The sequence below is a fragment of the Pseudomonas mandelii genome, from assembly GCF_006438925.1.
Classification (GTDB): Bacteria; Pseudomonadota; Gammaproteobacteria; order Pseudomonadales; family Pseudomonadaceae; genus Aquipseudomonas; species Aquipseudomonas mandelii_C.
Genome location: NZ_RCZA01000002.1, coordinates 32,939 through 57,121, shown reverse-complemented (window position 1 = coordinate 57,121; position 24,183 = coordinate 32,939). Strand labels below are relative to the sequence as shown.

25 protein-coding genes are annotated in these 24,183 nt (G+C 60.0%); 23 read left to right on the top strand and 2 right to left on the bottom strand.

Annotation, left to right across the window (positions count from 1 at the left end; translation table 11 throughout):
• Positions 1-76: 76 nt before the first annotated feature.
• The 11 genes from EAH74_RS04115 (at position 77) to EAH74_RS04065 (ending at position 9,202) form a co-directional block, all read left to right on the top strand.
• Positions 77-712 (top strand): MotA/TolQ/ExbB proton channel family protein, encoded by a 636-nt coding sequence (locus EAH74_RS04115; protein WP_046054381.1) that lies wholly within the window; start codon positions 77-79, stop codon positions 710-712.
• Complete coding sequence (locus EAH74_RS04110) at positions 709-1,140, top strand: ExbD/TolR family protein (protein WP_140676281.1); 432 nt, start codon at positions 709-711, stop codon at positions 1,138-1,140. The genes EAH74_RS04115 and EAH74_RS04110 overlap by 4 nt, the downstream gene beginning before the upstream one ends.
• The gene (gene lpxK, locus EAH74_RS04105; protein WP_140676278.1) at positions 1,140-2,150 is read left to right on the top strand and encodes a tetraacyldisaccharide 4'-kinase; all 1,011 of its coding nucleotides are present in this window, start codon (positions 1,140-1,142) and stop codon (positions 2,148-2,150) included. Before EAH74_RS04110 ends, lpxK begins: the two co-directional genes overlap by 1 nt.
• Before the next feature lie 23 nt (positions 2,151-2,173).
• The gene (locus tag EAH74_RS04100) at positions 2,174-2,359 is read left to right on the top strand and encodes a Trm112 family protein (protein WP_007945752.1); all 186 of its coding nucleotides are present in this window, start codon (positions 2,174-2,176) and stop codon (positions 2,357-2,359) included.
• Positions 2,356-3,120, top strand: coding sequence for a 3-deoxy-manno-octulosonate cytidylyltransferase (gene kdsB / locus EAH74_RS04095; protein WP_046049062.1), 765 nt, complete (start codon positions 2,356-2,358; stop codon positions 3,118-3,120). The genes EAH74_RS04100 and kdsB overlap by 4 nt, the downstream gene beginning before the upstream one ends.
• Positions 3,120-3,584, top strand: coding sequence for a low molecular weight protein-tyrosine-phosphatase (locus EAH74_RS04090; RefSeq protein ID WP_140676276.1), 465 nt, complete (start codon positions 3,120-3,122; stop codon positions 3,582-3,584). Before kdsB ends, EAH74_RS04090 begins: the two co-directional genes overlap by 1 nt.
• A complete protein-coding gene (gene murB / locus EAH74_RS04085) occupies positions 3,581-4,600 on the top strand; it encodes a UDP-N-acetylmuramate dehydrogenase (RefSeq protein ID WP_140676273.1) in 1,020 nt (339 codons plus the stop codon). Before EAH74_RS04090 ends, murB begins: the two co-directional genes overlap by 4 nt.
• Before the next feature lie 243 nt (positions 4,601-4,843).
• Positions 4,844-5,314, top strand: a complete 471-nt coding sequence (locus EAH74_RS04080; protein WP_008152370.1) for a (2Fe-2S)-binding protein — start codon at positions 4,844-4,846, stop codon at positions 5,312-5,314.
• A complete protein-coding gene (locus EAH74_RS04075) occupies positions 5,311-7,632 on the top strand; it encodes a xanthine dehydrogenase family protein molybdopterin-binding subunit (protein ID WP_140676270.1) in 2,322 nt (773 codons plus the stop codon). Before EAH74_RS04080 ends, EAH74_RS04075 begins: the two co-directional genes overlap by 4 nt.
• Positions 7,632-8,615 (top strand): XdhC family protein, encoded by a 984-nt coding sequence (locus EAH74_RS04070; RefSeq protein ID WP_140676267.1) that lies wholly within the window; start codon positions 7,632-7,634, stop codon positions 8,613-8,615. The genes EAH74_RS04075 and EAH74_RS04070 overlap by 1 nt, the downstream gene beginning before the upstream one ends.
• Positions 8,612-9,202 (top strand): nucleotidyltransferase family protein, encoded by a 591-nt coding sequence (locus EAH74_RS04065; protein ID WP_140676264.1) that lies wholly within the window; start codon positions 8,612-8,614, stop codon positions 9,200-9,202. The genes EAH74_RS04070 and EAH74_RS04065 overlap by 4 nt, the downstream gene beginning before the upstream one ends.
• A 181-nt stretch (positions 9,203-9,383) precedes the next feature.
• Here EAH74_RS04065 and rne read toward each other — a convergent pair whose 3' ends face one another.
• Positions 9,384-12,593: a ribonuclease E gene (gene rne / locus EAH74_RS04060; protein ID WP_140676261.1), complete on the bottom strand. Its 3,210-nt coding sequence runs from the start codon at positions 12,591-12,593 to the stop codon at positions 9,384-9,386.
• A 701-nt stretch (positions 12,594-13,294) separates the two neighbouring features.
• Between rne and rluC the strand changes: the two genes are divergently transcribed.
• From rluC to EAH74_RS04045, 3 genes are read left to right on the top strand one after another with little or no spacing between them, the layout of a single operon-like run.
• Positions 13,295-14,257, top strand: coding sequence for a 23S rRNA pseudouridine(955/2504/2580) synthase RluC (gene rluC / locus EAH74_RS04055; protein ID WP_046049069.1), 963 nt, complete (start codon positions 13,295-13,297; stop codon positions 14,255-14,257).
• The gene (locus EAH74_RS04050; RefSeq protein WP_140676258.1) at positions 14,244-14,906 is read left to right on the top strand and encodes an HAD-IA family hydrolase; all 663 of its coding nucleotides are present in this window, start codon (positions 14,244-14,246) and stop codon (positions 14,904-14,906) included. Before rluC ends, EAH74_RS04050 begins: the two co-directional genes overlap by 14 nt.
• 24 nt (positions 14,907-14,930) lie before the next feature.
• Positions 14,931-15,920, top strand: a complete 990-nt coding sequence (locus EAH74_RS04045) for a S49 family peptidase (RefSeq protein ID WP_140676255.1) — start codon at positions 14,931-14,933, stop codon at positions 15,918-15,920.
• Between the two features lie 144 nt (positions 15,921-16,064).
• On the opposite strand, the gene EAH74_RS04040 is transcribed toward EAH74_RS04045, so the two are convergent.
• The gene (locus EAH74_RS04040; RefSeq protein ID WP_140676252.1) at positions 16,065-16,643 is read right to left on the bottom strand and encodes a Maf family protein; all 579 of its coding nucleotides are present in this window, start codon (positions 16,641-16,643) and stop codon (positions 16,065-16,067) included.
• Positions 16,644-16,748: 105 nt separating this feature from the next.
• Here EAH74_RS04040 and EAH74_RS04035 point away from each other — a divergent pair, with 105 nt between their 5' ends.
• The 9 genes from EAH74_RS04035 to mltG all read left to right on the top strand — a co-directional run bounded on the left by EAH74_RS04035 (position 16,749) and on the right by mltG (position 24,176).
• Positions 16,749-17,276 (top strand): YceD family protein, encoded by a 528-nt coding sequence (locus EAH74_RS04035; protein ID WP_004371317.1) that lies wholly within the window; start codon positions 16,749-16,751, stop codon positions 17,274-17,276.
• A 13-nt stretch (positions 17,277-17,289) separates the two neighbouring features.
• Positions 17,290-17,472: a 50S ribosomal protein L32 gene (gene rpmF, locus EAH74_RS04030; RefSeq protein ID WP_008152339.1), complete on the top strand. Its 183-nt coding sequence runs from the start codon at positions 17,290-17,292 to the stop codon at positions 17,470-17,472.
• Positions 17,473-17,476: 4 nt separating this feature from the next.
• Positions 17,477-18,487 carry a phosphate acyltransferase PlsX gene (plsX, locus tag EAH74_RS04025; protein ID WP_140676249.1) on the top strand — a complete coding sequence of 337 codons (1,011 nt, stop codon included), beginning with the start codon at positions 17,477-17,479 and terminating at the stop codon, positions 18,485-18,487.
• Between the two features lie 125 nt (positions 18,488-18,612).
• The gene (fabD, locus tag EAH74_RS04020) at positions 18,613-19,551 is read left to right on the top strand and encodes an ACP S-malonyltransferase (RefSeq protein ID WP_123364795.1); all 939 of its coding nucleotides are present in this window, start codon (positions 18,613-18,615) and stop codon (positions 19,549-19,551) included.
• A 16-nt stretch (positions 19,552-19,567) separates the two neighbouring features.
• Complete coding sequence (fabG, locus tag EAH74_RS04015) at positions 19,568-20,311, top strand: 3-oxoacyl-ACP reductase FabG (protein WP_123364796.1); 744 nt, start codon at positions 19,568-19,570, stop codon at positions 20,309-20,311.
• Between the two features lie 191 nt (positions 20,312-20,502).
• Positions 20,503-20,739: an acyl carrier protein gene (acpP, locus tag EAH74_RS04010; RefSeq protein ID WP_003442511.1), complete on the top strand. Its 237-nt coding sequence runs from the start codon at positions 20,503-20,505 to the stop codon at positions 20,737-20,739.
• Positions 20,740-20,847: 108 nt separating this feature from the next.
• Positions 20,848-22,092: a beta-ketoacyl-ACP synthase II gene (gene fabF / locus EAH74_RS04005; protein ID WP_140676246.1), complete on the top strand. Its 1,245-nt coding sequence runs from the start codon at positions 20,848-20,850 to the stop codon at positions 22,090-22,092.
• The gene (gene pabC, locus EAH74_RS04000) at positions 22,092-22,907 is read left to right on the top strand and encodes an aminodeoxychorismate lyase (protein ID WP_140676243.1); all 816 of its coding nucleotides are present in this window, start codon (positions 22,092-22,094) and stop codon (positions 22,905-22,907) included. The genes fabF and pabC overlap by 1 nt, the downstream gene beginning before the upstream one ends.
• A gap of 3 nt (positions 22,908-22,910) precedes the next feature.
• On the top strand, positions 22,911-24,176 hold the full coding sequence (gene mltG, locus EAH74_RS03995) for an endolytic transglycosylase MltG (RefSeq protein WP_140676240.1): 1,266 nt from the start codon (positions 22,911-22,913) through the stop codon (positions 24,174-24,176).
• Positions 24,177-24,183 lie beyond the last annotated feature (7 nt).

Genomic DNA, 24,183 nt, shown 5'->3' with positions numbered 1-24,183 from the left:
CGGATGCGACATCGCGGTTTTCGGTGCGCCGACCCCCTATGTTAGAGTGGCGCACTTTTTCGAGGGGACTGACACTGTGTGGGAATTAGTCAAATCCGGCGGCTGGATGATGCTGCCGATCATTTTGAGTTCCATCGCGGCAATGGCGATTGTCGCCGAGCGTCTCTGGACCCTGCGAGCCAGCCGTGTGACCCCGGAGCATTTGCTCGGGCAAGTCTGGGTCTGGATCAAGGACAAACAACTCAATAAAGAAAAACTCAAGGAACTGCGCGCCAACTCGCCGTTGGGCGAAATCCTGGCGGCTGGCCTGGCGAACTCCAAGCATGGTCGCGAGATCATGAAAGAGTGCATCGAAGAGGCTGCCGCGCGGGTCATCCACGAGCTCGAACGCTACATCAACGCGTTGGGCACCATCGCCGCCATGGCCCCGTTGCTGGGTCTGTTGGGTACGGTGCTGGGCATGATCGACATTTTCAGCGCGTTCATGGGCACGGGCATGGGCACCAATGCTGCGGTGCTGGCCGGTGGTATTTCCAAGGCCTTGATCACCACAGCTGCGGGCCTGATGGTCGGTATCCCGGCCGTATTCTTCCACCGGTTCCTGCAACGCCGGATCGATGAGTTGGTCGTGGGCATGGAGCAGGAAGCGATCAAACTGGTCGAGGTGGTACAGGGTGACCGTGATGTCGACCTGAATGGGGGCAAAGCGTGAAATTCCGCCGCAAACCGCGGGAAACGGTAGACATCAACCTCGCGTCGCTGATTGACGTGGTGTTTATCCTGCTGCTGTTTTTCGTGGTCACCACCACCTTTACCCGTGAAACCCAGTTGCGCGTTGATCTGCCGGAAGCGGTCAGCGGCTCGCCTGCCGAAGACCAGCAGGTCAAACACCTGGACGTTGCCATCAATGCTGAAGGCGCATTCTCGGTGAATAATCAGGTATTGCCCAAAAACGACCTGGCGACGCTGATGGATGCGTTGCAGAAAGAATCCAGTGGCGACACCAACCTGCCGCTGTCCATCAGCGCCGACGGCAAGACTCAGCATCAGTCCGTCATTACCGCCATGGACGCCGCCGGTAAACTCGGTTTCAGCCACCTGCGCATGACCACTGTCGAGGCGGCGCCGCCCGCGCCCTGATGGCCATGTCCGATCGCTTGCTCGCCGCGTGGTACCAAGGTCATCCGGCCCTGAAGCTGTTGCAGCCGCTGGAGTGGTTGTATCGGCGCGTGGTCAATAACAAGCGCAAGCGTTTTCTGGCGGGAGAGGGCGAGATCTATCAACCGCCGGTGCCGTTGATCGTAGTGGGTAATATCACCGTCGGCGGCACCGGCAAGACCCCGCTGATTCTGTGGATGATCCAGCACTGCCAGCGCAGCGGTTTGCGGGTCGGCGTGGTCAGTCGGGGTTATGGCGCCAAGCCGCCGCAATTGCCGTGGCGGGTTGAGGCGGATCAAAGCGCCGATACCGCAGGCGACGAACCGCTGTTGATCGTCCAGCGCACCGGCGTTCCGTTGATGATCGACCCCGACCGCAGCCGTGCCGTCAAAGCGCTGCTGGCGAGTGAGCCGCTGGACCTGATCCTGTCCGACGACGGCATGCAGCATTACCGTCTGGCCCGGGACCTTGAACTGGTGCTGATCGATGCCGCCCGAGGTTTGGGCAACCAGCGCTGCCTGCCCGCCGGGCCGTTGCGTGAGCCGGCCGAGCGCCTGCAAAGCGTCGACGCGGTGCTGTACAACGGTGCCGATGCCGATCGCGACGGCGGTTTTGCCTTCCAGCTTCAACCCACTGAACTGGTCAATCTGCACAGCGGCGAGCGGCGTCCCCTCGACCACTTTCCCGCTGGCCAGGCGCTGCACGCCGTGGCCGGGATCGGCAATCCGCAGCGTTTCTTCACAACCCTCGAAACGCTACACTGGCAGCCAGTCCCGCATGCGTTTGCCGACCACGCCGAATACAGCGTGCAGGCCTTGAATTTCACACCGTCATTGCCGTTGGTGATGACCGAAAAGGACGCGGTGAAGTGCCGTGCCTTCGCCGCCGCCGATTGGTGGTACCTGGCGGTCGATGCTGCGCCATCACCGGCCTTCGTGGCCTGGTTCGATACGCAGTTGATGCGCCTGTTGCCGGCTCGTCTTTTGCCTTAAATCCATTTATCCAGGGAATGCTCATGGACACCAAATTGCTCGATATCCTTGCTTGCCCGGTCTGCAAAGGCCCGCTCAAGCTCAGCGCCGACAAAACCGAGCTGATCAGCAAGGGCGCAGGTCTCGCTTACCCGATTCGCGACGGCATCCCGGTGATGCTCGAAACCGAAGCCCGCACCCTGACCACCGACGAGCGTCTGGATAAATGACCACAGCCTTTACCGTTGTCATTCCATCGCGCTACGCCTCCACCCGCTTGCCGGGCAAACCGTTGCTGCTGATCGCCGGCAAGCCGATGATCCAGCACGTCTGGGAACAGGCGAGCAAAAGCAGCGCCCAGCGCGTGGTGGTTGCCACTGACGATGCGCGCATCGTCGAGGCCTGTAACGGGTTTGGCGCTGAAGTGGTGCTGACCCGCGAAGATCACAACTCCGGCACCGACCGTTTGGCCGAAGTCGCCGCGAAACTGGGCCTGGCGCCCGACGCCATTGTGGTCAACGTTCAGGGTGACGAGCCGCTGATCCCGCCGAGTGTGATCGATCAGGTTGCCGCCAACCTGGCCGCCCACACCGAAGCGCGCATGGCCACGCTGGCCGAGCCGATCGAAGACGTGGAAACCCTGTTCAATCCCAACGTGGTCAAGGTTGTCAGCGACCTTAATGGTCTGGCGCTGACCTTCAGTCGTGCCACGTTGCCGTGGGCCCGCGACGCGTTCGCCAAAAGCCGCGAGCAATTGCCGGAAGGCGTACCCTATCGCCGCCACATCGGCATCTATGCCTACCGCGCCGGTTTCCTGCATGACTTCGTCAGCTGGGGCCCGTGCTGGCTGGAAAATACCGAATCCCTCGAACAGCTGCGTGCCCTGTGGCACGGCGTACGGATTCACGTCGCGGACGCGCTGATCGCACCGCCGACCGGCGTCGACACCGTCGAAGACCTTGAGCGCGTTCGTCGCCTGCTGGAGGCCTGATGCGGGTTTTGTTTGTCTGCCTGGGCAACATCTGCCGTTCACCTACGGCCGAAGGCGTGCTGCGGCATAAACTGCGCGAAGCGGGGCTGGCCAATCAAATCGAAGTCGCCTCCGCTGGTACCGGTGACTGGCACGTCGGCAAGGCCCCGGACAAGCGCAGTCAGGCGGCGGCCAAGCTGCGCGGTTATGACTTGTCTGCTCAGCGCGCCCAGCAAGTGTCCCGCGCCGATTTCGCCACCTACGACCTGATTCTGGCGATGGACCACAGCAACCTGCGCAACCTCAAGGCCTTGCAACCGGCCAAGGGCAAAGCCGAGTTGGATCTGTTCCTGCGTCGCTACCAGTCGGAAATCGATGAAGTGCCGGATCCGTACTACGACGGCGACCAAGGCTTTGAGCAGGTGCTGGACCTGATCGAGCGCGCCAGTGATTTGCTGGTGATCGAATTGAAGGGACGGTTATGAGTTTGCAGGTGCACGCCCAGGTTTCGCTCAAGCCGTTCAACAGCTTTGGTGTCGACGTTCAGGCCCGGCTGTTTGCCGAAGCCCACAGCGATGCCGACGTGCGTGAAGCCCTGGCTTATGCGCTGGAACATGACGTGCCGCTGTTGGTGATTGGCGGTGGCAGCAACCTGCTGCTGACGGCCGATATCCAGTCGCTGGTGCTGCGCATGGCCACCCGCGGGATTCGCATCCTGAGCGATGACGGCAGCAAGGTCGTGATCGAAGCCGAGGCCGGCGAGCCTTGGCATCCGTTCGTGCAGCACACCTTGGCGCAGGGCTTGTCGGGGCTGGAGAACCTCAGCCTGATTCCCGGCACCGTCGGTGCGGCACCGATGCAGAACATCGGTGCTTATGGCGTGGAGATCAAGGACGTGTTCGCGGGCCTGACCGCGCTGGATCGCCAGACCGGCGACTTGCGGGACTTTACCCTGGAAGAATGCAACTTCGCCTACCGCGACAGCCTGTTCAAACAGGAACCGGGGCGTTGGTTGATCCTGCGGGTTCGTTTCATCCTGGACCGCGCCGCGTACCTGCATCTGGAGTACGGCCCGGTGCGTCAGCGCCTGACCGAGCAAGGTATCGATCACCCGACCGCCACCGATGTCAGCCAGGCGATTTGCAGCATCCGCAATGAGAAGCTCCCGGACCCGGCAGTGCTCGGCAATGCCGGCAGCTTCTTCAAGAATCCTTTGGTGCCAGCGGCGCTTGTCGCGCAACTCAAAGCTGAATACCCGGATCTGGTGGCTTACGCGCAACCTGACGGGCAGATGAAACTGGCGGCGGGGTGGCTGATCGAGCGGGCCGGCTGGAAAGGTTTCCGTGACGCCGATGCCGGCGTGCATAAATTGCAGGCGTTGGTGCTGGTCAACTACGGCAACGCGACAGGTCTGCAATTGCTGAACCTGGCGCAACGCATCCAGAAAGACATTTCAGAACGTTTTCATGTCGACCTGGAAATGGAGCCCAATCGGTATTGAGGCTACGCTTTCAAGACTGATCTCAAAGCCTTGCACACGTTTAACGGTGCAGGGCTTTTTTGTTAATGCTGGGTTAACTTAGCCACCTAACGATGCAAACGTTTGCTCCATCAAAGGCCCGATGCAGACGCTACCGTCCGCATAAGAGAGCCTCATTAGCCTGAGCCGATCTGCGTGATGCCAACCGCCAACCCCAGGCGGCAGATTGCTCGACCCCATAACCAATAATATGCGGGCGTGCCCATGATTACCCTGAAGCTCAATGGTCAAGACCATCAACTCGATGTCACCGAGGATATGCCGCTGCTCTGGGCGATCCGCGACGTGGCCGGTTACAACGGCACCAAATTCGGCTGCGGCATGGGCCTGTGCGGTGCCTGCACCATCCATATCGAAGGCGCCCCGGCGCGCAGTTGCATCACGCCGATCGGTTCGGTGGTCGGCCAGAACGTCACCACCATCGATAACCTGCACGCCGACCCGGTCGGGCAAGTTGTCCAGCAAGCCTGGCTCGACACCGCCGTGGCCCAGTGCGGTTTCTGTCAGGGCGGGCAGATCATGTCCGCCACGGCGCTGCTCAAGACCAACCCGAACCCCAGCGACGAACAGATCGAAGAGGCGATGGTCGGTAATATTTGCCGCTGCGGCACTTACAACCGTATCAAGACCGCCATCCGCCAGGCATCCACTCACCTGAAGGAGGCCAAGGCATGAGCCAGTTACCGAATGATTTCGCGCTGAGCAACCTCAGTCGTCGCGGTTTCCTCAAAGGCGTTGGCGCCACCAGTGCGCTGGTACTGGTGGCGAGCTGGGGCTGGCAAGACGCTTTCGCTGCCGAGAAAGAGAAGAAATTCGGCGCCGACGGCATGCCCAACGGCTGGATCGACGATCCCAAGGTATACCTCAGCATCGCTACTGACGGCACGGTGACCGTGGTCTGCAACCGTTCGGAAATGGGCCAGGGTGTGCGCACCAGCCTGACGATGGTGGTGGCCGATGAGCTGGAAGCCGACTGGGCGATGATGAAGGTGCAACAGGCGCCGGGCGACGAAGTGCGCTTTGGCAACCAGGACACCGATGGTTCGCGCAGCATGCGCCACTGGTACGAGCCGATGCGTCGCTGCGGTGCTGCCGCGCGGACCATGCTTGAACAAGCGGCTGCCGAACAGTGGAAAGTGCCGGTCAGCGAATGCCACGCGCAACTGCATAAAGTCATTCACCAACCGACCGGTCGTGAACTGGGGTACGGCGCCTTGGCCGCCGCTGCTGGTGCGTTGGCAGTGCCGGCGCGTGACAGCCTGCGACTCAAGCAGCCGTCGGAATTCCGCTACATCGGTAAGGAAGGCACCAAGGCCATCGACGGTGCCGACATCGTCAATGGCCGCGCCATTTACGGTGCAGACGTCCATTTCGACGGCATGCTCTACGCCACCATTGCACGCCCTGCGGTTTACGGCGGCAAGGTTAAGTCCGTCGACTCCAGTGCCGCGATGAAAGTCCCGGGCGTGGTCAAGGTCGTGCAGATCGAAGGTCATCCACTGCCATCGGAGTTTCAGCCCTTGGGCGGCGTGGCCGTGGTGGCCAGCAATACCTGGGCCGCGATCAAGGGCCGCGAGGCGTTGAAAATCGAGTGGGATGATGGTCCTAACGCCAGTTATGACTCAATCGCCTACCGCAAGGAAATCGAGGCAGCTTCCCTCAAACCCGGCAAAGTGGTGCGCAATACCGGCAATATCGACGAAGCCATGGGCAGTGCCAACAGCACGCTCGAAGCGTCCTATTACCTGCCGCACCTCACGCAAGCACCCATGGAACCGATGGTCGCCATCGCCCGCTTCAAGGACGGCGTGTGCGAAGCCTGGGCTCCAAGCCAGGCCCCCCAAGTCACTCGCGAACGCATTGGCGAGCGCCTCGGTATTCCGTTCGATAACGTCACCTTTAACGTCACCTTGCTGGGCGGCGGTTTCGGGCGTAAATCCAAACCGGACTTCATCATCGAAGCGGCCATCCTCGCCAAGGAGTTCCCCGGCAAGGCAGTGCGGGTGCAATGGACCCGTGAAGACGACATACACTGCTCCTATTTCCACACGGTGTCGGCCGAGTACCTGAAAGCCAGCCTGAACAAGGACGGCCTGCCGTCCGGCTGGTTGCACCGGACCGTGGCGCCGAGCATCACTGCGCTGTTTGCGCCGGGCATGAACCACGAGGCAGCCTTCGAACTGGGCATGGGTTTCACCAACATGGCTTACGCGATCCCCAACGTGCGCCTGGAAAACCCGGAAGCGGCGATTCACACACGCGTCGGCTGGTATCGCTCGGTGTCGAACATCCCTCACGGTTTTGCGATTCAGAGCTTTGTCGATGAGCTGGCGCACAAGGCCGGCCAGGATCCGCTCAAGTATCAGATCAAATTGCTTGGCCCGGACCGGCAGATCGATCCGCGCACCTTGAGTGAAGAGTGGAACTACGGCGAATCCCCCGAGCGTTATCCGATCGACACCGCGCGGATGCGCACGGTACTGGAAACCGCTGCCAAAGCCGCCGGTTGGGGCCGTGAGTTACCCAAGGGCCGAGGTCTGGGGCTGGCGGTGCATTACAGCTTCGTGACTTATGTGGCGGCGGTGATCGAGGTCGAAGTCAAAGACGACGGCACGCTGATCGTGCACAAGGCTGACATCGCCGTGGATTGCGGCCCGCAGATCAACCCCGAGCGGATTCGCTCGCAGTTCGAAGGCGCCTGCGTCATGGGCCTGGGTAACGCGGTGCTGGGGGAAATCAGCTTCAAGGACGGCAAGGTCCAGCAGGACAACTTCCACATGTACGAAGTAGCGCGCATGTCCCTGGCGCCGAAGGAAGTTGCGGTTCATCTGGTCACACCATCGGGTGATGTGCCATTGGGCGGTGTCGGTGAGCCGGGCGTGCCACCGATTGCGCCAGCACTGTGCAACGCAATCTTTGCCGCCACCGGCAAGCGCATCCGCAACCTGCCGGTTCGCTATCAGCTGCAAGGTTGGCAGAAGGCGCAAGCCTGATGGACAGTGTCGATCTGAACGTCCTGCGCAGCGTGCTCGAATGGCGCCGCGCCGGTCAGCGGGTGGTGTTGTACAGCGTGGTCCAGACCTGGGGCACCGCGCCGCGGGCACCTGGCGCCATGCTGGCCTTGCGTGAAGATGGTGTGGTGATTGGCTCGGTGTCCGGTGGTTGTGTCGAAGACGATTTGATTGCCCGGCTGCATGACGGTCGTATTCCAGCCGATGGGCCGCCGGTGCAATTGATCACTTACGGCGTCACCCGTGAGGAGGCGGCACGCTTCGGTTTGCCGTGTGGCGGCACCTTGCGCCTGACCGAGGAGCGGGTCGGTGACCCGGCGTGGGTCGCCGAGTTGCTGGCGCGCTGCGAGGCACACGAAATCGTGGCTCGCTCGCTCAGTGTCGAGACGGGTGAAGTCATGCTGCAACCGGCTGACAAGACTGATGTGCTGACGTTCGATGGCAAGACGTTGCGGGCCATTTACGGCCCGCGTTGGCGGCTGTTGCTGATCGGTGCGGGGCAGTTGTCCCGTTATGTCGCCGAGATGGCACGTTTGCTGGATTTCGAAGTGCTGATCTGCGATCCGCGCACCGAGTTCGTTTACGGCTGGGAAGAGCAGCACGGGCGATTTGTTTCGGGCATGCCCGATGACGCGGTGCTCAGCATCCAGACCGACGAACGTACGGCCATCGTCGCACTGACCCACGATCCTAGACTCGATGACATGGCGCTGCTCACGGCTTTGGACTCTAAAGCGTTTTATGTCGGTGCGCTGGGCTCCCGGGTCAACAGCTTGAAGCGCCGGGAAAACCTCGCTCAACTAGGCTTGTCACAAGGGGCTATCTCTCGGCTGCACGGCCCGATCGGTTTGCACATTGGCAGCCACACACCGGCGGAAATCGCCTTGTCGCTGCTGGCCGAAATCGTGGCGATCAAGAACGGCGTCGAACTGAAGCAGAAGAAGCTGTTGCAGGAGGTCGTATGAGCGAACCTATCGGCGTCATCGTGTTGGCGGCGGGGCAGGGCAGTCGGTTTCGACAGGAGGCCGGTGCCGAGAGGGACAAGCTGGTGGCGGATTGTACGGGGCGCGAGGGTGCTGTTCATTCGATGATCGAGCAAGTGCTGGTGAATTTGCCAGCTTCCCTTGAGAAGCGCGTCCTGGTGACCACTGTGGATCGACCGCAAGTGATTCGCATGGCTCAGGCCTATGGCTGCGAGATTGTACTAATCGAATCGACCGGCATGGGCGACAGCATCGCGGCCGGGGTGGCGGCGTGTCCGCAGCTCAGTGGCTGGCTGATTGTGCTGGGGGATATGCCGTTCATCCTTGCGTCGAGTATTGAACGTGTGGTGGCGGAGATTGCTGATGACGCCGTCAGTGTTCCGGTGCATCAAGGCGAGTTTGGGCATCCGGTGGGATTTGGGCGCAGCTTTGGTCCGGCGTTGATGGCGTTGTCCGGTGATCGAGGTGCCAAGGCGTTGTTTGCGCAGGCGAGGGTCGTCGAGGTGGCGGTGTACGATCCCGGCGTGTTGTGGGATGTGGATGTGCCAGAGAAATTGATCTTCAAGTAATCGCAAACCCAATGTGGGAGCGAGCTTGCTCGCGATAGCGATTTAGCATTCAACATTAATGCAAGCTGATCCACCGCTATCGCGAGCAAGCTCGCTCCCACAGGGGATCGGTGTGATGTCATGTGGCATAAAAAAAGCCCCGCCTGGATCACCAGGCGGGGCTTTTTAGTGGCCGATGGAATCAGACGAGAGGTTTAGGCTCGTGTTCTTTTTCCAGGGCTTGCTCGTGTTGCTCTACCGCGTCCTGAACGGAGCGCGGTGCTTCGTCGATCACCGATTCAGCTGGTTCGGCAGCAGCGACTTCAGCAGCCGGGGCAGGTGCTGCCTCGACGACTTCAGCGACAACCGGTGCTGGTTCGACAGCAGCCGGAGTAGCAGCGGCAGCCAGTTCGGCTTCTTTCTGCAGACGCTCGGCTTCACGCTTGCGGCGACGTACTTCACGTGGATCGTTCGGCGCACGGCCACTTGGCGTCAGGGCGCTGACAGGGGCGGCTTCGACTTCTGGTGCGGCCACTTCGGCAACAACCGGCGCTTCAACCACCGGAGCAGGCTCGGCAGCAGCAACCACTGGCTCGGACACCATGGCCTCGGCTTCTGGCGCTTCGGCGGCGACTGGCTCGGCAACCCAGTTGAACGCGGTTTGCTCTTCGCGAACTTCACGGACAGCTTCGGTTACTGTTTCGGTGGCTGTTTCGGCAGTCGGTTCTGCGGTAACTACTGGCTCAGCGGCAGCTTCAAATACAGGCTGTGCTTCACGAACCGGCGCCACTTCGATTTCCGGGGCGGCGGTGGCTTCGACCGGAGTCGTTGCTTCAACCACTGGCGCTTCCACTGGAGCAGTTTCCAGGGGGGCGGCAGTCGCGCGTTCGGCTTGCTCGTTAGCCTGTGCTTCGGCTGGAGCGCTGATCACAGTGCTGGCAACGGCTGCGGTAACAGCCAGGCCGGCGGCCAGATCGGCAGCGCTTGGCGCTTCGTTGGTTTCAGCAGCTTCGTTACCTTCGGCGGACTCGGATTCTTCCGAACCTTCGATCACATTACCGTTGGCATCGCGTTGACGCTCGCGACGGTTGCTGCGACGACGCTGGCCACGGGAGCGGCGGCGTGGACGATCGCCTTCGGCGCCGTCCTGGCCGTCTTCCTGCAGTTGCTCTTCGTTGGTAACCAGCTCTTCTTCGGCAACGGCGGCAACGGCGGCAGCGGCTTGCTCGGCACGTGGCTGACGTTCTTCACGCGGTGGGCGTGGAGCACGTTCTTCGCGTGGCTGACGGGCTGGACGCTCTTCAGCGGTAGCAGCAGCGGCGGCGGCCGGAGCGGCATCCAGAGGCTCACGCAGTTCACGAACCGGGCGTTCTTCACGATCGCCACGTGGCTTGCGATCTTCGCGAGGAGCGCGCGGAGCACGTTCTTCACGAGGTGCGCGTGGTGCGCGCTCTTCACGTGGAGCGCGTTCTTCGCGGGCGACTGCTACTGCTGGAGTTTCCTCGCGGGCTTCACGTGGCTCACGTGGTGCGCGTTCTTCACGCGGTGCACGTTCCTCACGGGGCTTGCGCTCTTCATCGCGGCGACCGTTACGGTTGCGGCTCTGCTGACGACCGTTGCGACGCTCTTCGTTGCGTGCCGGACGCTCGGCGGCCGGTTTTTCAACCACAACCGGAGCAGCAGGCTCTTCTTTGGTCGCGAACAGGCTGACCAGCGATTTCACCAGGCCTTTGAACAGGCTTGGCTCTGGCGCGGCGGCCGGTGCGGCAACAGGTGCGGCAGCGACGACTTCGGTCGGAACCGGAGCGTTGGCGCGGGCCGGAGCCGTCTTGACCGCGGCTTCCTGGCGAACCAGGGTGCGGGTCGCAGCGGCTGGCTGTACTTCTTCGACTTCGGCAGCGGCAGCAGCGATTTCGTAGCTGGACTGGCCGACCGCGGCTTCCGGGCTGTCATCGCGCAGACGCTGAACTTCGAAGTGCGGCGTTTCGAGGTGATCGTTCGGCAGAATGACGATGCGGGCACGGGTGCGCAGTTCGATCTTGGTGATCGAGTTGCGTTTTTCGTTGAGCAGGAACGCAGCGACCGGGATCGGCACTTGGGCGCGAACTTCGGCAGTGCGGTCTTTCAGGGCTTCTTCTTCGATCAGGCGCAGAATCGCCAGCGACAGCGATTCAACGTCACGGATGATGCCGGTGCCGTTGCAACGCGGGCAAACGATGCCGCTGCTTTCGCCCAGGGATGGACGCAGGCGCTGACGGGACATTTCCAGCAGGCCGAAGCGCGAGATGCGACCGACTTGCACGCGAGCGCGGTCGGCTTCCAGGCATTCGCGGACTTTCTCTTCCACGGCGCGCTGGTTCTTGGCAGGGGTCATGTCGATGAAATCGATGACGATCAGGCCGCCGATGTCGCGCAAGCGCAACTGACGGGCGATTTCTTCGGCGGCTTCAAGGTTGGTCTGCAGAGCAGTTTCTTCGATGTCGCTGCCTTTGGTGGCGCGCGCCGAGTTGATGTCGATGGACACCAGGGCTTCGGTCGGATCGATAACGATGGAACCACCGGAAGGCAATTCAACGACGCGCTGGAAAGCGGTCTCGATCTGGCTTTCGATCTGGAAACGGTTGAACAGCGGAACGCTGTCTTCGTACAGCTTGATCTTGCTGGCGTACTGCGGCATCACCTGGCGGATGAAGGTCAGGGCTTCGTCCTGGGCTTCAACGCTGTCGATCAGCACTTCGCCGATGTCCTGGCGCAGGTAATCGCGGATGGCGCGGATGATCACGTTGCTTTCCTGGTAGATCAGGAACGGCGCGGAGCGATCCAGCGAGGCTTCTTTGATGGCGGTCCAGAGTTGCAGCAGGTAGTCGAGGTCCCACTGCATTTCTTCGCTGCTGCGGCCCAGGCCGGCAGTGCGAACGATCAGACCCATGTCGGCTGGCGCAACCAGGCCGTTCAGGGCTTCACGCAGTTCGTTGCGCTCTTCACCTTCGATGCGACGGGAGATACCGCCCGCACGCGGGTTGTTCGGCATCAGAACCAGGTAACGACCGGCCAGGCTGATGAAGGTGGTCAGGGCTGCGCCCTTGTTGCCACGTTCTTCTTTTTCGACCTGGACGATGACTTCCTGGCCTTCGCTCAGGACGTCCTTGATGTTGACGCGGCCTTCGGGGGCTTTCTTGAAGTATTCGCGGGAGATTTCTTTAAGGGGCAGGAAGCCGTGGCGCTCAGAGCCGAAATCGACAAAGGCAGCCTCAAGGCTTGGTTCGATGCGAGTAATCCGGCCTTTATAGATGTTGGCCTTTTTCTGCTCGCGTGCACCGGATTCGATGTCCAGGTCGTAGAGGCGTTGGCCATCTACCAGTGCAACACGCAACTCTTCGGGTTGAGTTGCGTTAATCAGCATTCTTTTCATGTAGTACCGTCGGTTTCCGGGCTGCCGGAAACGGCGTTCGGCACACACGACTTCTCATGGTCGGTGTCAGGTGCGTCAGGAGTGGTTGGACACTCCAGTGTCTAGCGAACCCCGACCAATTGGGCCGGCGTCGCGACGTACGCGTCCTGCTTGCTGTGGCTACTTAAGCACTCAGTCAGGAGGAGGAATCAACCAGCGGCTGTGGACGAGATGAAGCGTCTTGATAAAGCCTATTGCTACACAGTCCAGCGGTTGTGCATCTCCACCCTACACGTATCCCTGATAATTCGGGTGCTGCCGCGCGCAGAATCCGCAGCGGGTTGGCATTTACCGTGAGCTCCGAAAGGGGGAGGTCACGCATCATGGCTAATTTAGGCGTTGTTTCCGAAGCGTTCGCTCGGGGTTGTTCGTAGCTGACTGCACTTTGTGAACTGGCCGTGAATATTTGCTCGCAAGGCGAGTGAAAACTCTGCTTTGCGGCATGCTTCAGGCCTCATGTCACCTGCGCTCGTTACAACTGCAAACTCTACCGTTTCGTAGCGAAAGCCCCGTAGGACGGCCTCTCGTCCTCGTGAATTGCGTTGGTCAGGGCCGGTTTTTGACCGTTAGTCCGCTGTCCAGGCCACTTTTGGCGGCGTTCGCGACTATAGCAGCAATGATTAAGTGCTTCAATTCCATAAAAAATTGTTATCATCCGCGCCATGACGACTACTGCCCCTTCGACCCCAGCCGTACAACTGCTGGAGGTCTCGCCGGAATATGCCGGCCAACGTATTGATAACTTCCTTCTCGCTCGGCTCAAAGGCGTGCCCAAGACCTTGATTTACCGCATTTTGCGCAAAGGCGAAGTGCGAGTGAACAAAGGTCGGATCAAGCCCGAATACAAGCTGCAGGCGGGCGATATCGTGCGCGTGCCGCCGGTTCGCGTGCCTGAGCGCGACGAGCCTGTGCCACTGGCCCAAGGCCTGCTGCAGCGCCTCGAAGCCTCGATTGTGTTCGAGGACAAGGCGTTGATCGTGATCAACAAGCCTTGCGGCATCGCGGTTCACGGTGGCAGCGGCTTGACTTACGGGGTGATCGAAGCCTTTCGTCAGTTGCGTCCCGATTGCAAGGAGCTCGAACTGGTTCACCGTCTCGACCGTGACACCTCCGGCCTGTTGATGATCGCCAAGAAGCGCAGCATGCTGCGTCACTTGCACACGGCTTTGCGCGGCGATGGCGTCGATAAGCGCTATATGGCGCTGGTTCGCGGCAACTGGGCGGCCTCGATCAAGCAAGTCCGGGCGTCGCTCGGCAAGAGCAACCTGCGCTCCGGCGAGCGTATGGTCGAGGTCGACGAGGAGGAGGGCAAAGAGTCCGTGACCGTGTTCAAGGTCCTGCGTCGTTTTGGCGACTTTGCCACCCTGATCGAAGCCAAACCGATCACCGGCCGGACTCACCAGATCCGCGTCCATACCCTGCACGCCGGGCATTGCATCGCTGGCGACACCAAGTACGGCGATGAAGGCTTCAGCAAAGAGATTCGTGACCTGGGCGGCAAACGTCTGTTCCTGCACGCCTACATGCTGACCGTGCCGCTTCCGGATGGTGGTGAGCTGAAGTTGCAGGCACCGGTCGACGAGATGTGGGCCAAAACCGTGGAGCGATTGAGTGCGCCCATCTGATTACAAGCTGCTGATTTTCGATTGGGACGGCACTCTCGCCGACTCCATTGGTCGGATTGTCGAGTCGATGCATGTCGCATCCGAGCGCTCCGGGTTTCAGTTGCGCGATGATTGTGCCGTCAAGGGCATCATCGGTCTGGGCTTGCCGGAAGCGATTCGTACGTTGTATCCGCAAATCAGCGATGCCGAGCTGATCGCATTCCGTGAGCATTATGCGGATCACTACATCGCCTCGGAGGCTGTTCCTTCGCCGTTGTTCGAGGGTGTGGTCGAGTCGATGGAAGCGTTTCGTGCCGAGGGTTATCACTTGGCGGTCGCGACCGGCAAGGGCCGTCGCGGGCTGGATCGGGTGCTGAAGTCGCACGGTTGGGAAGGTTATTTCGATATCACTCGCGCGGCCGACGAAACCGCCAGTAAACCCCATCCGCTGATGCTGGAGCAGATCGTTGCTCATTGTGGGGTTCGCCCGGAGCAGGCGCTGATGGTGGGCGATTCGTCCTTCGACTTGCAGATGGCGCGCAACGCCGGCATGGATTCGGTGGCAGTCAGCTATGGCGCGCAATCGATCGAGGCGTTGAAATTATTCGAGCCGGCACTGGCCATTGATCGTTTTTCAGAATTGCATGCCTGGCTTAGTCAGCGGGCTTAATAGGTTTTTGCTGGGGTAGATGTCATGACCGACGAATGGAAAGCGCCCGCCAAGGCGAGCGCAGAGAGCGGTGACGAGAAAAGCTGGAAGCTGCTGGAAAAGACCCTGCTGGCCAGCGTGCAGGAGCAGCGCCGGTCCCGTCGCTGGGGGATTTTCTTCAAGCTGCTGACCTTTGTGTACCTGTTTGGTGCGTTGATCCTGTTCACGCCGCTGATGGACATGGAAAAAGCGGCCACCCGCAGTGGCAACTACACCGCGCTGATCGACGTGACCGGCATGATCGCCGACAAGGAGCCTGCCAGCGCTGACAACATCGTCGGCAGTCTGCGTGCAGCCTTCGAGGACGAGAAGGTCAAGGGTGTCATCCTGCGAATCAACAGTCCGGGCGGCAGTCCGGTGCAGTCGGGTTATGTGTATGACGAAATTGTCCGTCTGCGCGGCTTGCACCCGGATACCAAGGTGTACGCGGTGATCTCGGATCTGGGCGCTTCCGGTGCTTATTACATCGCAAGTGCGGCGGATCAGATTTACGCCGACAAGGCGAGTCTGGTCGGTTCCATTGGTGTGACAGCGGCCGGTTACGGCTTTGTCGGCACCATGGAGAAGCTCGGCGTCGAGCGTCGGACTTACACGTCGGGCGAGCACAAGTCGTTCCTCGACCCGTTCCAGCCGCAGAAGCCCGAGGAGACTCAGTTCTGGCAGGGTGTGCTGGATACGACACACCAGCAGTTCATCAATAGTGTGAAAAAGGGCCGTGGCGACCGTCTCAAGGACAAGGAACATCCGGAGCTGTTTTCCGGGTTGGTCTGGAACGGGGAGCAAGCTTTGCCGCTGGGCCTGATCGATGGTCTGGGGAATGCCAGTTCGGTGGCGCGTGACGTGATCGGCGAGAAAGAGTTGGTGGATTTCACCGTTCAGGAATCGCCTTTCGATCGCTTCTCGAAAAAACTCGGAGCCAGCGTGGCTGAGCATCTGGCGATGTGGATGGGCTTTCAGGGACCTTCGTTGCGCTGATTTTCTGGCTGCATAAAAAAACCGGCTTTTGCCGGTTTTTTTAAGTCAAAAGATCGCAGCCTCGTTTCACTCGACAGCTCCTACAAGGGATACGCATTTCAATGTAGGAGCTGTCGAGTGAAACGAGGCTGCGATCTTTGATCTTTAAGGTATCTGCACACCTTCGGCCAGCAGCATGTCCACCAGGCGAATCAATGGCAGGCCGATCAGGCTGGTGGCGTCAGGGCCTTCGGTGCTTTTAAACAGGCTCACCCCCAAACCTTCGGCTTTGAAGCTGCCAGCGCAGTCGTAGGGCTGTTCGGCGCGCAGGTAACGTTCGATGCGTGCGGTGTCGAGTGTGCGCATGTTCACGGTGAACGGCACACAGTCGACCTGGCAATCGCCGGTCTGGCTGTTGAGCAGGGCCAGGCCGGTAAGGAAGGTCACGCAGTTGCCGCTCGAGGCCAGTAATTGTTCGCGGGCCTTTTCGAAGGTGTGCGGTTTGCCGATGATCCGATCCCCAAGTACGGCGACCTGATCGGAGCCGATGATCAGGTGAGCGGGGTGGCTGCTGGCCAGCGCGCGTGCTTTTTCCTCGGCGAGGCGCTTGACCAGCTCGATGGCGGACTCGTCCGGGCGATGGCTTTCGTCAATATCCGGTGAGCTGCAGGTAAACGGCAGCTGCAGGCGGGCCAGCAATTCCCGGCGATAAACCGAGCTAGAAGCGAGTAATAAAGGCAGCATGCGCATCTCCAGAAGACAGGCACGAATTCTAGCGAGGCTTCCAAGTGACGGACAGGGCTGAATTTCCTTTGACATGGCTGGGGGCATCCCTATAATGCTGCGCCTATGTTGAATGACCCGATTCCACCTCACGTTGACCCGCGCAAATTGGCTGATCGTGGCACCACCCTTCAAGGTGAACTGCTGCTGGCCGATTTGGAGAGACTCTGCGACCCGCTTTCCGATACTGTCGGTACGGTGCAGGCTAAATTCGTTTTTGAACGAGATGAACGTAAGTCTGTGGTAATCCACAGTTTTATCGACACCGAAGTCAAAATGGTTTGCCAGCGTTGTCTTGAGCTGGTCACCCTGCCGATCCATAGCGAATGCAGTTATGCTGTGGTGAAGGAGGGTGCGAATACCCAGTCGTTGCCGAAAGGTTATGACGTGCTGGAACTGGGCGAAGATCCTTTGGATCTGCAGTCACTGATCGAGGAGGAGCTTCTGCTCGCCTTGCCCATTGTGCCTGCTCATCATCCGGAAGAATGCCAGCAGCCGGCGGGTCTCGATGAGCCCGAACCGAGCGAGGACGAGGTAACGCGGTCCAACCCGTTCAGTGTATTGGCGCAGTTAAAGCGTGACCCAAACGTTTAGGAGTTAATCAATTATGGCTGTTCAGCAGAACAAAAAATCCCGCTCTGCCCGTGACATGCGTCGTTCGCACGACGCCCTGACGGCAAGCACTCTGTCTGTAGAAAAAACCACCGGTGAAATTCACCTGCGTCACCACGTTTCGCCAGAAGGCGTATACCGTGGCCGTAAAGTGATCGACAAGGGCGCTGACGAGTAATCACTTGTCTGCTCAAGTCATCGCGATTGACGCAATGGGCGGGGACTTCGGTCCCCGCAGCATTGTTCAGGCCAGCCTTGCTTGCCTGTCTGCTACGCCCTCGCTGCACCTGACCCTCGTCGGTCAACCCTCCCTTCTTGAAGAATTGCTCTCTGGCCAATCGGCTGTGGATCGCTCGCGTCTGTCGATCGCGCCGGCGTCCGAAGTCATCACCATGGACGAAAAACCTGCCCAAGCCCTGCGTGGCAAGCCCGACTCATCGATGCGCGTGGCGCTGGAGTTGCTGCGAGACGGCAAGGTGCAGGCTTGTGTCAGTGCCGGCAATACCGGTGCGCTGATGGCGTTGTCGCGGTTTGTGCTCAAGACCTTGCCAGGCATTGATCGGCCGGCGATGGTGGCGGCGATTCCGACGCAGAAGGGTTATTGCCAGTTGCTCGACCTGGGCGCCAATGTCGATTGCAGCGCCGAGCATCTATTGCAGTTCGCCGTGATGGGATCGGTGGCGGCGGAAACCCTGGGTATCGTTCGTCCGCGAGTGGCGCTGCTGAACATTGGCACTGAAGACATCAAGGGCAATCAGCAGGTCAAGCTCGCTGCAACATTGTTGCAAAGTGCCCGTGGTATCAACTACATCGGGTTTGTCGAAGGTGACGGTGTGTACCGTGGCGAGGCGGATGTGGTGGTCTGTGACGGTTTTGTCGGCAATATCCTGCTCAAATCCAGCGAAGGCCTGGCGACCATGATTGCCGGGCGCATCGAAGCCTTGTTCAAGAAAAACCTTGCGTCGAAAATGGTCGGTGCTCTGGCATTGCCGCTGATGAAACGCTTGCAAGCTGATCTGGCCCCTGCGCGGCATAACGGCGCAAGCTTCCTCGGGTTGCAGGGGATTGTGGTGAAAAGCCATGGTTCGGCGGGGGTTCAGGGTTTCCAGAGTGCCATTCAGCGCGCCTTGATCGAGATCCAGGAAAACCTGCCGGAACGCATTCACGGTCGCCTGGAGGATTTGTTGCTTTAGGCGTTTTCGTCGGACAATGCTTAAATGTGACCGCTCAGTTCAATTTGCCATCCAACTGTCAGTTTCTTGCGTCCCCCAAGCGGGGCGTCAATTCTCCGACGACAAGATCATTAGGGGCTTGTTACATGTCTGCTTCCCTCGCATTCGTCTTTCCGGGACAGGGTTCGCAGTCCCTCGGCATGCTGGCCGAGTTGGGCGCACAACATCCGGTTGTCCTCGAAACATTCAAAGAAGCTTCCGATGCTCTGGGTTACGACCTGTGGGCACTGACCCAGCAAGGGCCGGAAGAGCAACTCAACCAAACCGATAAAACCCAGCCGGCAATCCTGACCGCCTCGATTGCCTTGTGGCGTCTGTGGCTGGCTGAAGGCGGCGCGCGTCCGGCTTATGTTGCCGGTCACAGCCTGGGCGAATACAGCGCTCTGGTCGCCGCGGGCAGTCTGAGTCTGGGCGACGCGGTGAAGCTGGTTGAACGCCGTGGTCAGTTGATGCAGGAAGCCGTTCCGGCCGGGCAAGGTGGCATGGCTGCCATTCTCGGTCTGGACGATGCTGATGTGCTGGCAGCCTGTGCCGAAGCGGCGCAAGGCGAGGTGGTCAGTGCGGTCAACTTCAACTCCCCTGGCCAAGTGGTCATCGCCGGTGCCAAGGCAGCGGTCGAGCGTGCCATCGAAGGCTGCAAGGCCCGTGGTGCCAAGCGCGCCATGCCTTTGCCGGTCAGCGTGCCGTCCCATTGCGAGCTGATGCGTCCGGCAGCCGAGCGTTTCGCCGAGTCGATCGCAGCGATCGACTGGCAGGCGCCGCAGATCCCGGTGGTTCAGAACGTCAGCGCCCATGTGCCGGCCGATCTGGAAACCCTCAAGCGCGATCTGCTCGAGCAGCTTTACAAGCCTGTACGCTGGGTCGAATCGGTTCAAGCGTTGGCTGCCAAAGGTGCTACCCAGTTGGTCGAATGCGGCCCAGGTAAAGTGCTGGCTGGCCTGAACAAGCGCTGCGCCGAAGGCGTGTCGACATCCAACCTCAATACCCCCGACGCCTTCGCTGCCGCTCGCGCAGCGTTGGCCTGAATCAGGAGAAGCCTGCATGAGTCTGCAAGGTAAAGTTGCACTGGTCACTGGCGCGAGCCGCGGTATCGGCCAGGCTATCGCCCTGGAACTGGGTCGTCAGGGCGCCATCGTTATCGGCACCGCGACGTCTGCCTCGGGTGCCGAGCGCATTGCGGCAACCCTGAAGGAAAACGGGATTCAAGGCACTGGCCTGGAACTCAATGTCACCAGCGACGAATCCGTTGCGGCAGTACTGGCGAGCATTACATCGCAGTTCGGTGCGCCGGCGATCCTGGTCAACAATGCCGGTATCACCCGCGATAATCTGATGATGCGCATGAAAAATGACGAATGGCATGACGTCGTCGATACCAACCTGAACAGTCTGTTCCGCCTGTCCAAGGGCGTTTTGCGCGGTATGACCAAAGCCCGTTGGGGACGAATTATCAGTATTGGCTCAGTTGTGGGTGCCATGGGCAACGCAGGCCAAGTAAACTACGCAGCCGCCAAGGCCGGTCTGGAAGGTTTCAGCCGTTCATTGGCGCGTGAAGTCGGTTCGCGTTCGATTACGGTAAACTCGGTGACCCCTGGGTTCATCGACACCGATATGACCCGCGAACTGCCCGAGGCACAGCGTGAAGCCTTGCAGACGCAGATTCCGCTGGGCCGTCTGGGGCAAGCTCAAGAGATCGCGTCTGTGGTCGCTTTTCTTGCATCCGACGGTGCGGCTTACGTTACTGGGGCTACAATCCCGGTGAACGGCGGGATGTACATGAGTTAAATGTGACGGATTGCTTCAAAAAAATGTCATACGAGCTGTCTAAAATCCGTTATAAAGCTGCAATCTATTTATAGGCAGAGGGTCGTCGGGTTTGAGGAGTGAAGCTTTCAGTTGAAAAACTGAAAAGTCTTTCTATACACTTACCCACTGGCCAGCTGCCTGAATTTGTCCATTAGGAGTGAAAACAAGGTATGAGCACCATCGAAGAGCGCGTCAAGAAAATCGTTGCTGAGCAACTGGGCGTTAAAGAAGAAGAAGTGGTCAACACGGCTTCCTTCGTTGAAGACCTGGGTGCCGACTCCCTTGACACCGTTGAGCTGGTGATGGCTCTGGAAGAGGAATTCGAGACCGAAATCCCTGACGAAGAAGCTGAGAAGATCACTACTGTACAAGCCGCAATCGATTACGTTACTAACCACCAGGCTTAATAGCTTGTAATCGTTGCTTGCTGTCATGGAAAAACCGCACTGCCATCACGGCGTGCGGTTTTTTCTTTAGGCCTGATGCAAAGTCGTCATTTGAAAAAGGAGAGTGCTGTGTCGCGTAGACGCGTCGTAGTCACCGGTATGGGTATGTTGTCGCCACTGGGCACGGATGTGCCGAGCAGTTGGCAGGGCATTCTGGCTGGCCGCAGTGGCATTGGTCTGATCGAACACACCGACCTTTCTGCCTATTCCACCCGTTTTGGCGGCTCGGTAAAGGGCTTCAATGTCGAGGAATACCTGTCGGTCAAGGAAGCTCGCAAGCTCGACCTGTTCATTCAATACGGTCTGGCCGCAGGTTTTCAGGCAGTTCGTAACTCCGGTCTGGAAGTCACCGACGCTAACCGTGAGCGCATCGGCGTGGCCATGGGTTCGGGTATTGGCGGACTGACCAATATCGAAGAAACCAGCCGCACACTGCATGATTCCGGCCCACGACGGATTTCTCCGTTTTTCGTGCCTGGCTCGATCATCAATATGATTTCCGGTTTCCTGTCCATCCATCTGGGCGCACAGGGACCTAACTACGCCATCGCCACTGCGTGTACCACCGGTACGCACTGCATCGGCATGGCGGCACGCAACATCATGTACGACGAAGCCGACGTGATGATTGCCGGCGGCGCTGAAATGGCAGCTTGCGGTCTGGGCATGGGCGGCTTCGGTGCCTCCCGCGCACTGTCGACCCGCAACGACGAGCCGACCCGCGCCAGCCGTCCATGGGACAAGGGCCGTGATGGCTTCGTGCTGTCCGACGGTGCCGGGGCTCTGGTTCTGGAAGAACTGGAGCACGCCAAGGCCCGTGGTGCGACGATCTACGCCGAGCTGATCGGCTTTGGCACCAGTGGCGATGCGTACCACATGACTTCGCCACCGGCTGATGGTGCAGGTGCTGCACGTTGCATCACCAATGCGCTGCGCGATGCCAGGATCAATGGCGATCAGGTTCAGTACGTCAACGCCCACGGCACCTCGACGTCGGCCGGCGACCTTGCCGAAGCCTGTGCGATCAAGTCGGTATTCGGCGATCACGCTTACAAACTGGCGGTCAGTTCGACCAAGTCCATGACCGGTCACCTGTTGGGTGCGGCGGGCGCGGTCGAGGCGATCTTCAGTGTGCTGGCGATCAACAGCCAGGTAGCGCCGCCGACCATCAACCTTGATGAGCCGGACGAAGGTTGCGACCTCGATTTCGTACCGCATACCGCGCGCAATATGGATATCGATGTGGTGCTGTCCAACTCCTTCGGGTTTGGCGGCACCAACGGCTCGCTGGTGTTCCGCCGGTTCGCTGACTGATGGACAGCTGGGTCGACGGTCAGCCGGCTGACGCTTTGTCGCTGAAGGATCGCGGCCTGGCTTACGGCGATGGTCTGTTCGAGACCATTGCCGTGCGCAACGGCGCTCCGGTGTTGCTGGATCGGCATCTGGTGCGTTTGGTCAAAGGTTGCCAGCGGTTGGCAATTAATCTCGATCATGCGGCTGTCTGCACAGAGTTACTGGCCTATGCCCAAGCGTTGGGCGAAGGTGTGCTCAAGCTCATCGTCACGCGTGGCGAAAGCGCGCGGGGTTATGCGCCCGATCCTTCGGCTCAGGCGCGCCGCATCATGCTGGGCAACCCTCCTGCGGTTTATCCTGCTGCCAATGCGGAGCAGGGCGTTCGCCTGTTCCCCTGTGCGACGCGACTTTCCAAGCAGCCTCTGCTCGCCGGACTCAAACACCTGAACCGTCTTGAGCAGGTCATCGCCCGCTCCGAATGGCAAGACACCGATCATGCCGAAGGCTTGATGCTCGATCAGGCCGGACGCGTCATTGAAGGCGTGTTCAGCAATCTGTTCCTGATCCGCGATGGCGTGCTGATCACGGCTGATTTGAAGCGCTGTGGCGTGGCCGGCGTGATGCGTGCCGAATTATTGTTTCAAGCCGAGTCATTGGGGATCCCCACACAAATCACCGACATCACCCTCGATCAGCTGCAATGGGCTGATGAAGTCTTTGTCTGCAACAGCGTGTATGGCGTTTGGCCGGTGCGCGCCTATGCAGCACTGAGCTGGCCGGTTGGTCCGCTCACCCGTAAACTCCAAACCATTGCCCGCGCGCTACTGGATGCTTGATACGTGAGACGTAAATTCTTGCTGCTGCTGGAAACCGGATTGGTTCTGGCAGGGCTGTGTCTGGGCGCTTCCGCCTGGAAAATCCATTCGGCGCTGGAACAGCCGCTGAACATCACCCAGGAAGAGCTGCTGGAAGTGCCCAAAGGCACGACACCGACCCGCACCTTCTATCGACTCGAAGCCGATGGCGTCATCAAGGACGCTTTCTGGTTGCGTGTGTATTGGCGCTTCAATCTTGCCAAGCAACCGTTGCACAAGGGCGAATACCGCATGCAGCCCGGCATGACCGTCGAAGGCCTGATTGACCTGTGGAAGCGCGGGGAAATGGTTCAGTACAGCCTGACCCTGGTCGAGGGCTGGAATTTCCATCAGGTCCGCGCTGCTCTGGCCAAGGATGAAAAACTCGAAAAGACCCTCGACGGTTTGAGTGATAGCGAGGTGATGGACAAGCTCGGCCACAGCGGGATTTTTCCGGAAGGGCGATTCTTCCCTGACACCTATCGCTTCGTGCGCGGCATGACCGATGTCGAGCTGCTGAAAAAAGCCTACGACCGCCTCGACGAAGTCCTTGCCAAGGAGTGGAGCCAGCGGGCCGCTGATGTGCCGTACACCGAACCCTATCAGGCGCTGATCATGGCCTCGCTGGTGGAGAAGGAAACCGGCGTGCCGCAGGAGCGCGGGCAAATCGCTGGCGTGTTCGTGCGTCGCATGGAAATGGGCATGCTGCTGCAGACCGATCCGACCGTGATCTACGGCCTCGGTGATCGTTACACCGGCAAATTGACTCGTGCTCATCTCAAGGAAGCGACGCCGTACAACACCTACATGATTTCGGGACTGCCGCCGACCCCGATCGCCATGGTCGGCCGCGAAGCGATTCATGCAGCGCTGAATCCGGTGGCTGGCAATAGCCTCTATTTCGTTGCTCGTGGTGATGGCAGCCACGTGTTCTCCGATGATCTGGACGCGCACAATAACGCTGTGCGTGAGTTCCAGATCAAGCGCCGTGCCGACTACCGCTCCAGCCCCGCGCCCACCACGGCGCCAGAGGCGACGGATGAGCAGGCACCGATTCCGGCTGCTTCGCCCGACACAGTCCCCGAGGCTTTGCCGCAAGTGCCACCGCAGGAGCCTGCTCAGGCGGCGCCACCAGAGCCGCAAGCGCCTGACCCGTCGCCATCACCGGAGCCGGCGCAAGAACCCGCTCAAGAACCCGCAGCCGCACCCGCGCCCGAACCGGATGCAACCGCGCCGCAAAGCCCGCAATGACTCTGAC

What these genes read in the sequence shown, in the direction of transcription:
- fabG (WP_123364796.1), top strand. Translation starts at nt 19,568, where the DNA reads ATGAGTCTGCAAGGTAAAGTTGCACTGGTCACTGGCGCGAGCCGCGGT.
- fabD (WP_123364795.1), top strand. Translation starts at nt 18,613, where the DNA reads ATGTCTGCTTCCCTCGCATTCGTCTTTCCGGGACAGGGTTCGCAGTCC.
- EAH74_RS04035 (WP_004371317.1), top strand. Translation starts at nt 16,749, where the DNA reads ATGTTGAATGACCCGATTCCACCTCACGTTGACCCGCGCAAATTGGCT.
- acpP (WP_003442511.1), top strand. Translation starts at nt 20,503, where the DNA reads ATGAGCACCATCGAAGAGCGCGTCAAGAAAATCGTTGCTGAGCAACTG.
- EAH74_RS04045 (WP_140676255.1), top strand. Translation starts at nt 14,931, where the DNA reads ATGACCGACGAATGGAAAGCGCCCGCCAAGGCGAGCGCAGAGAGCGGT.
- kdsB (WP_046049062.1), top strand. Translation starts at nt 2,356, where the DNA reads ATGACCACAGCCTTTACCGTTGTCATTCCATCGCGCTACGCCTCCACC.
- murB (WP_140676273.1), top strand. Translation starts at nt 3,581, where the DNA reads ATGAGTTTGCAGGTGCACGCCCAGGTTTCGCTCAAGCCGTTCAACAGC.
- EAH74_RS04065 (WP_140676264.1), top strand. Translation starts at nt 8,612, where the DNA reads ATGAGCGAACCTATCGGCGTCATCGTGTTGGCGGCGGGGCAGGGCAGT.
- rne (WP_140676261.1), bottom strand. Translation starts at nt 12,593, where the DNA reads ATGAAAAGAATGCTGATTAACGCAACTCAACCCGAAGAGTTGCGTGTT.
- EAH74_RS04090 (WP_140676276.1), top strand. Translation starts at nt 3,120, where the DNA reads ATGCGGGTTTTGTTTGTCTGCCTGGGCAACATCTGCCGTTCACCTACG.
- EAH74_RS04100 (WP_007945752.1), top strand. Translation starts at nt 2,174, where the DNA reads ATGGACACCAAATTGCTCGATATCCTTGCTTGCCCGGTCTGCAAAGGC.
- rpmF (WP_008152339.1), top strand. Translation starts at nt 17,290, where the DNA reads ATGGCTGTTCAGCAGAACAAAAAATCCCGCTCTGCCCGTGACATGCGT.
- rluC (WP_046049069.1), top strand. Translation starts at nt 13,295, where the DNA reads ATGACGACTACTGCCCCTTCGACCCCAGCCGTACAACTGCTGGAGGTC.
- EAH74_RS04075 (WP_140676270.1), top strand. Translation starts at nt 5,311, where the DNA reads ATGAGCCAGTTACCGAATGATTTCGCGCTGAGCAACCTCAGTCGTCGC.
- EAH74_RS04080 (WP_008152370.1), top strand. Translation starts at nt 4,844, where the DNA reads ATGATTACCCTGAAGCTCAATGGTCAAGACCATCAACTCGATGTCACC.
- lpxK (WP_140676278.1), top strand. Translation starts at nt 1,140, where the DNA reads ATGGCCATGTCCGATCGCTTGCTCGCCGCGTGGTACCAAGGTCATCCG.
- pabC (WP_140676243.1), top strand. Translation starts at nt 22,092, where the DNA reads ATGGACAGCTGGGTCGACGGTCAGCCGGCTGACGCTTTGTCGCTGAAG.
- EAH74_RS04070 (WP_140676267.1), top strand. Translation starts at nt 7,632, where the DNA reads ATGGACAGTGTCGATCTGAACGTCCTGCGCAGCGTGCTCGAATGGCGC.
- EAH74_RS04040 (WP_140676252.1), bottom strand. Translation starts at nt 16,643, where the DNA reads ATGCTGCCTTTATTACTCGCTTCTAGCTCGGTTTATCGCCGGGAATTG.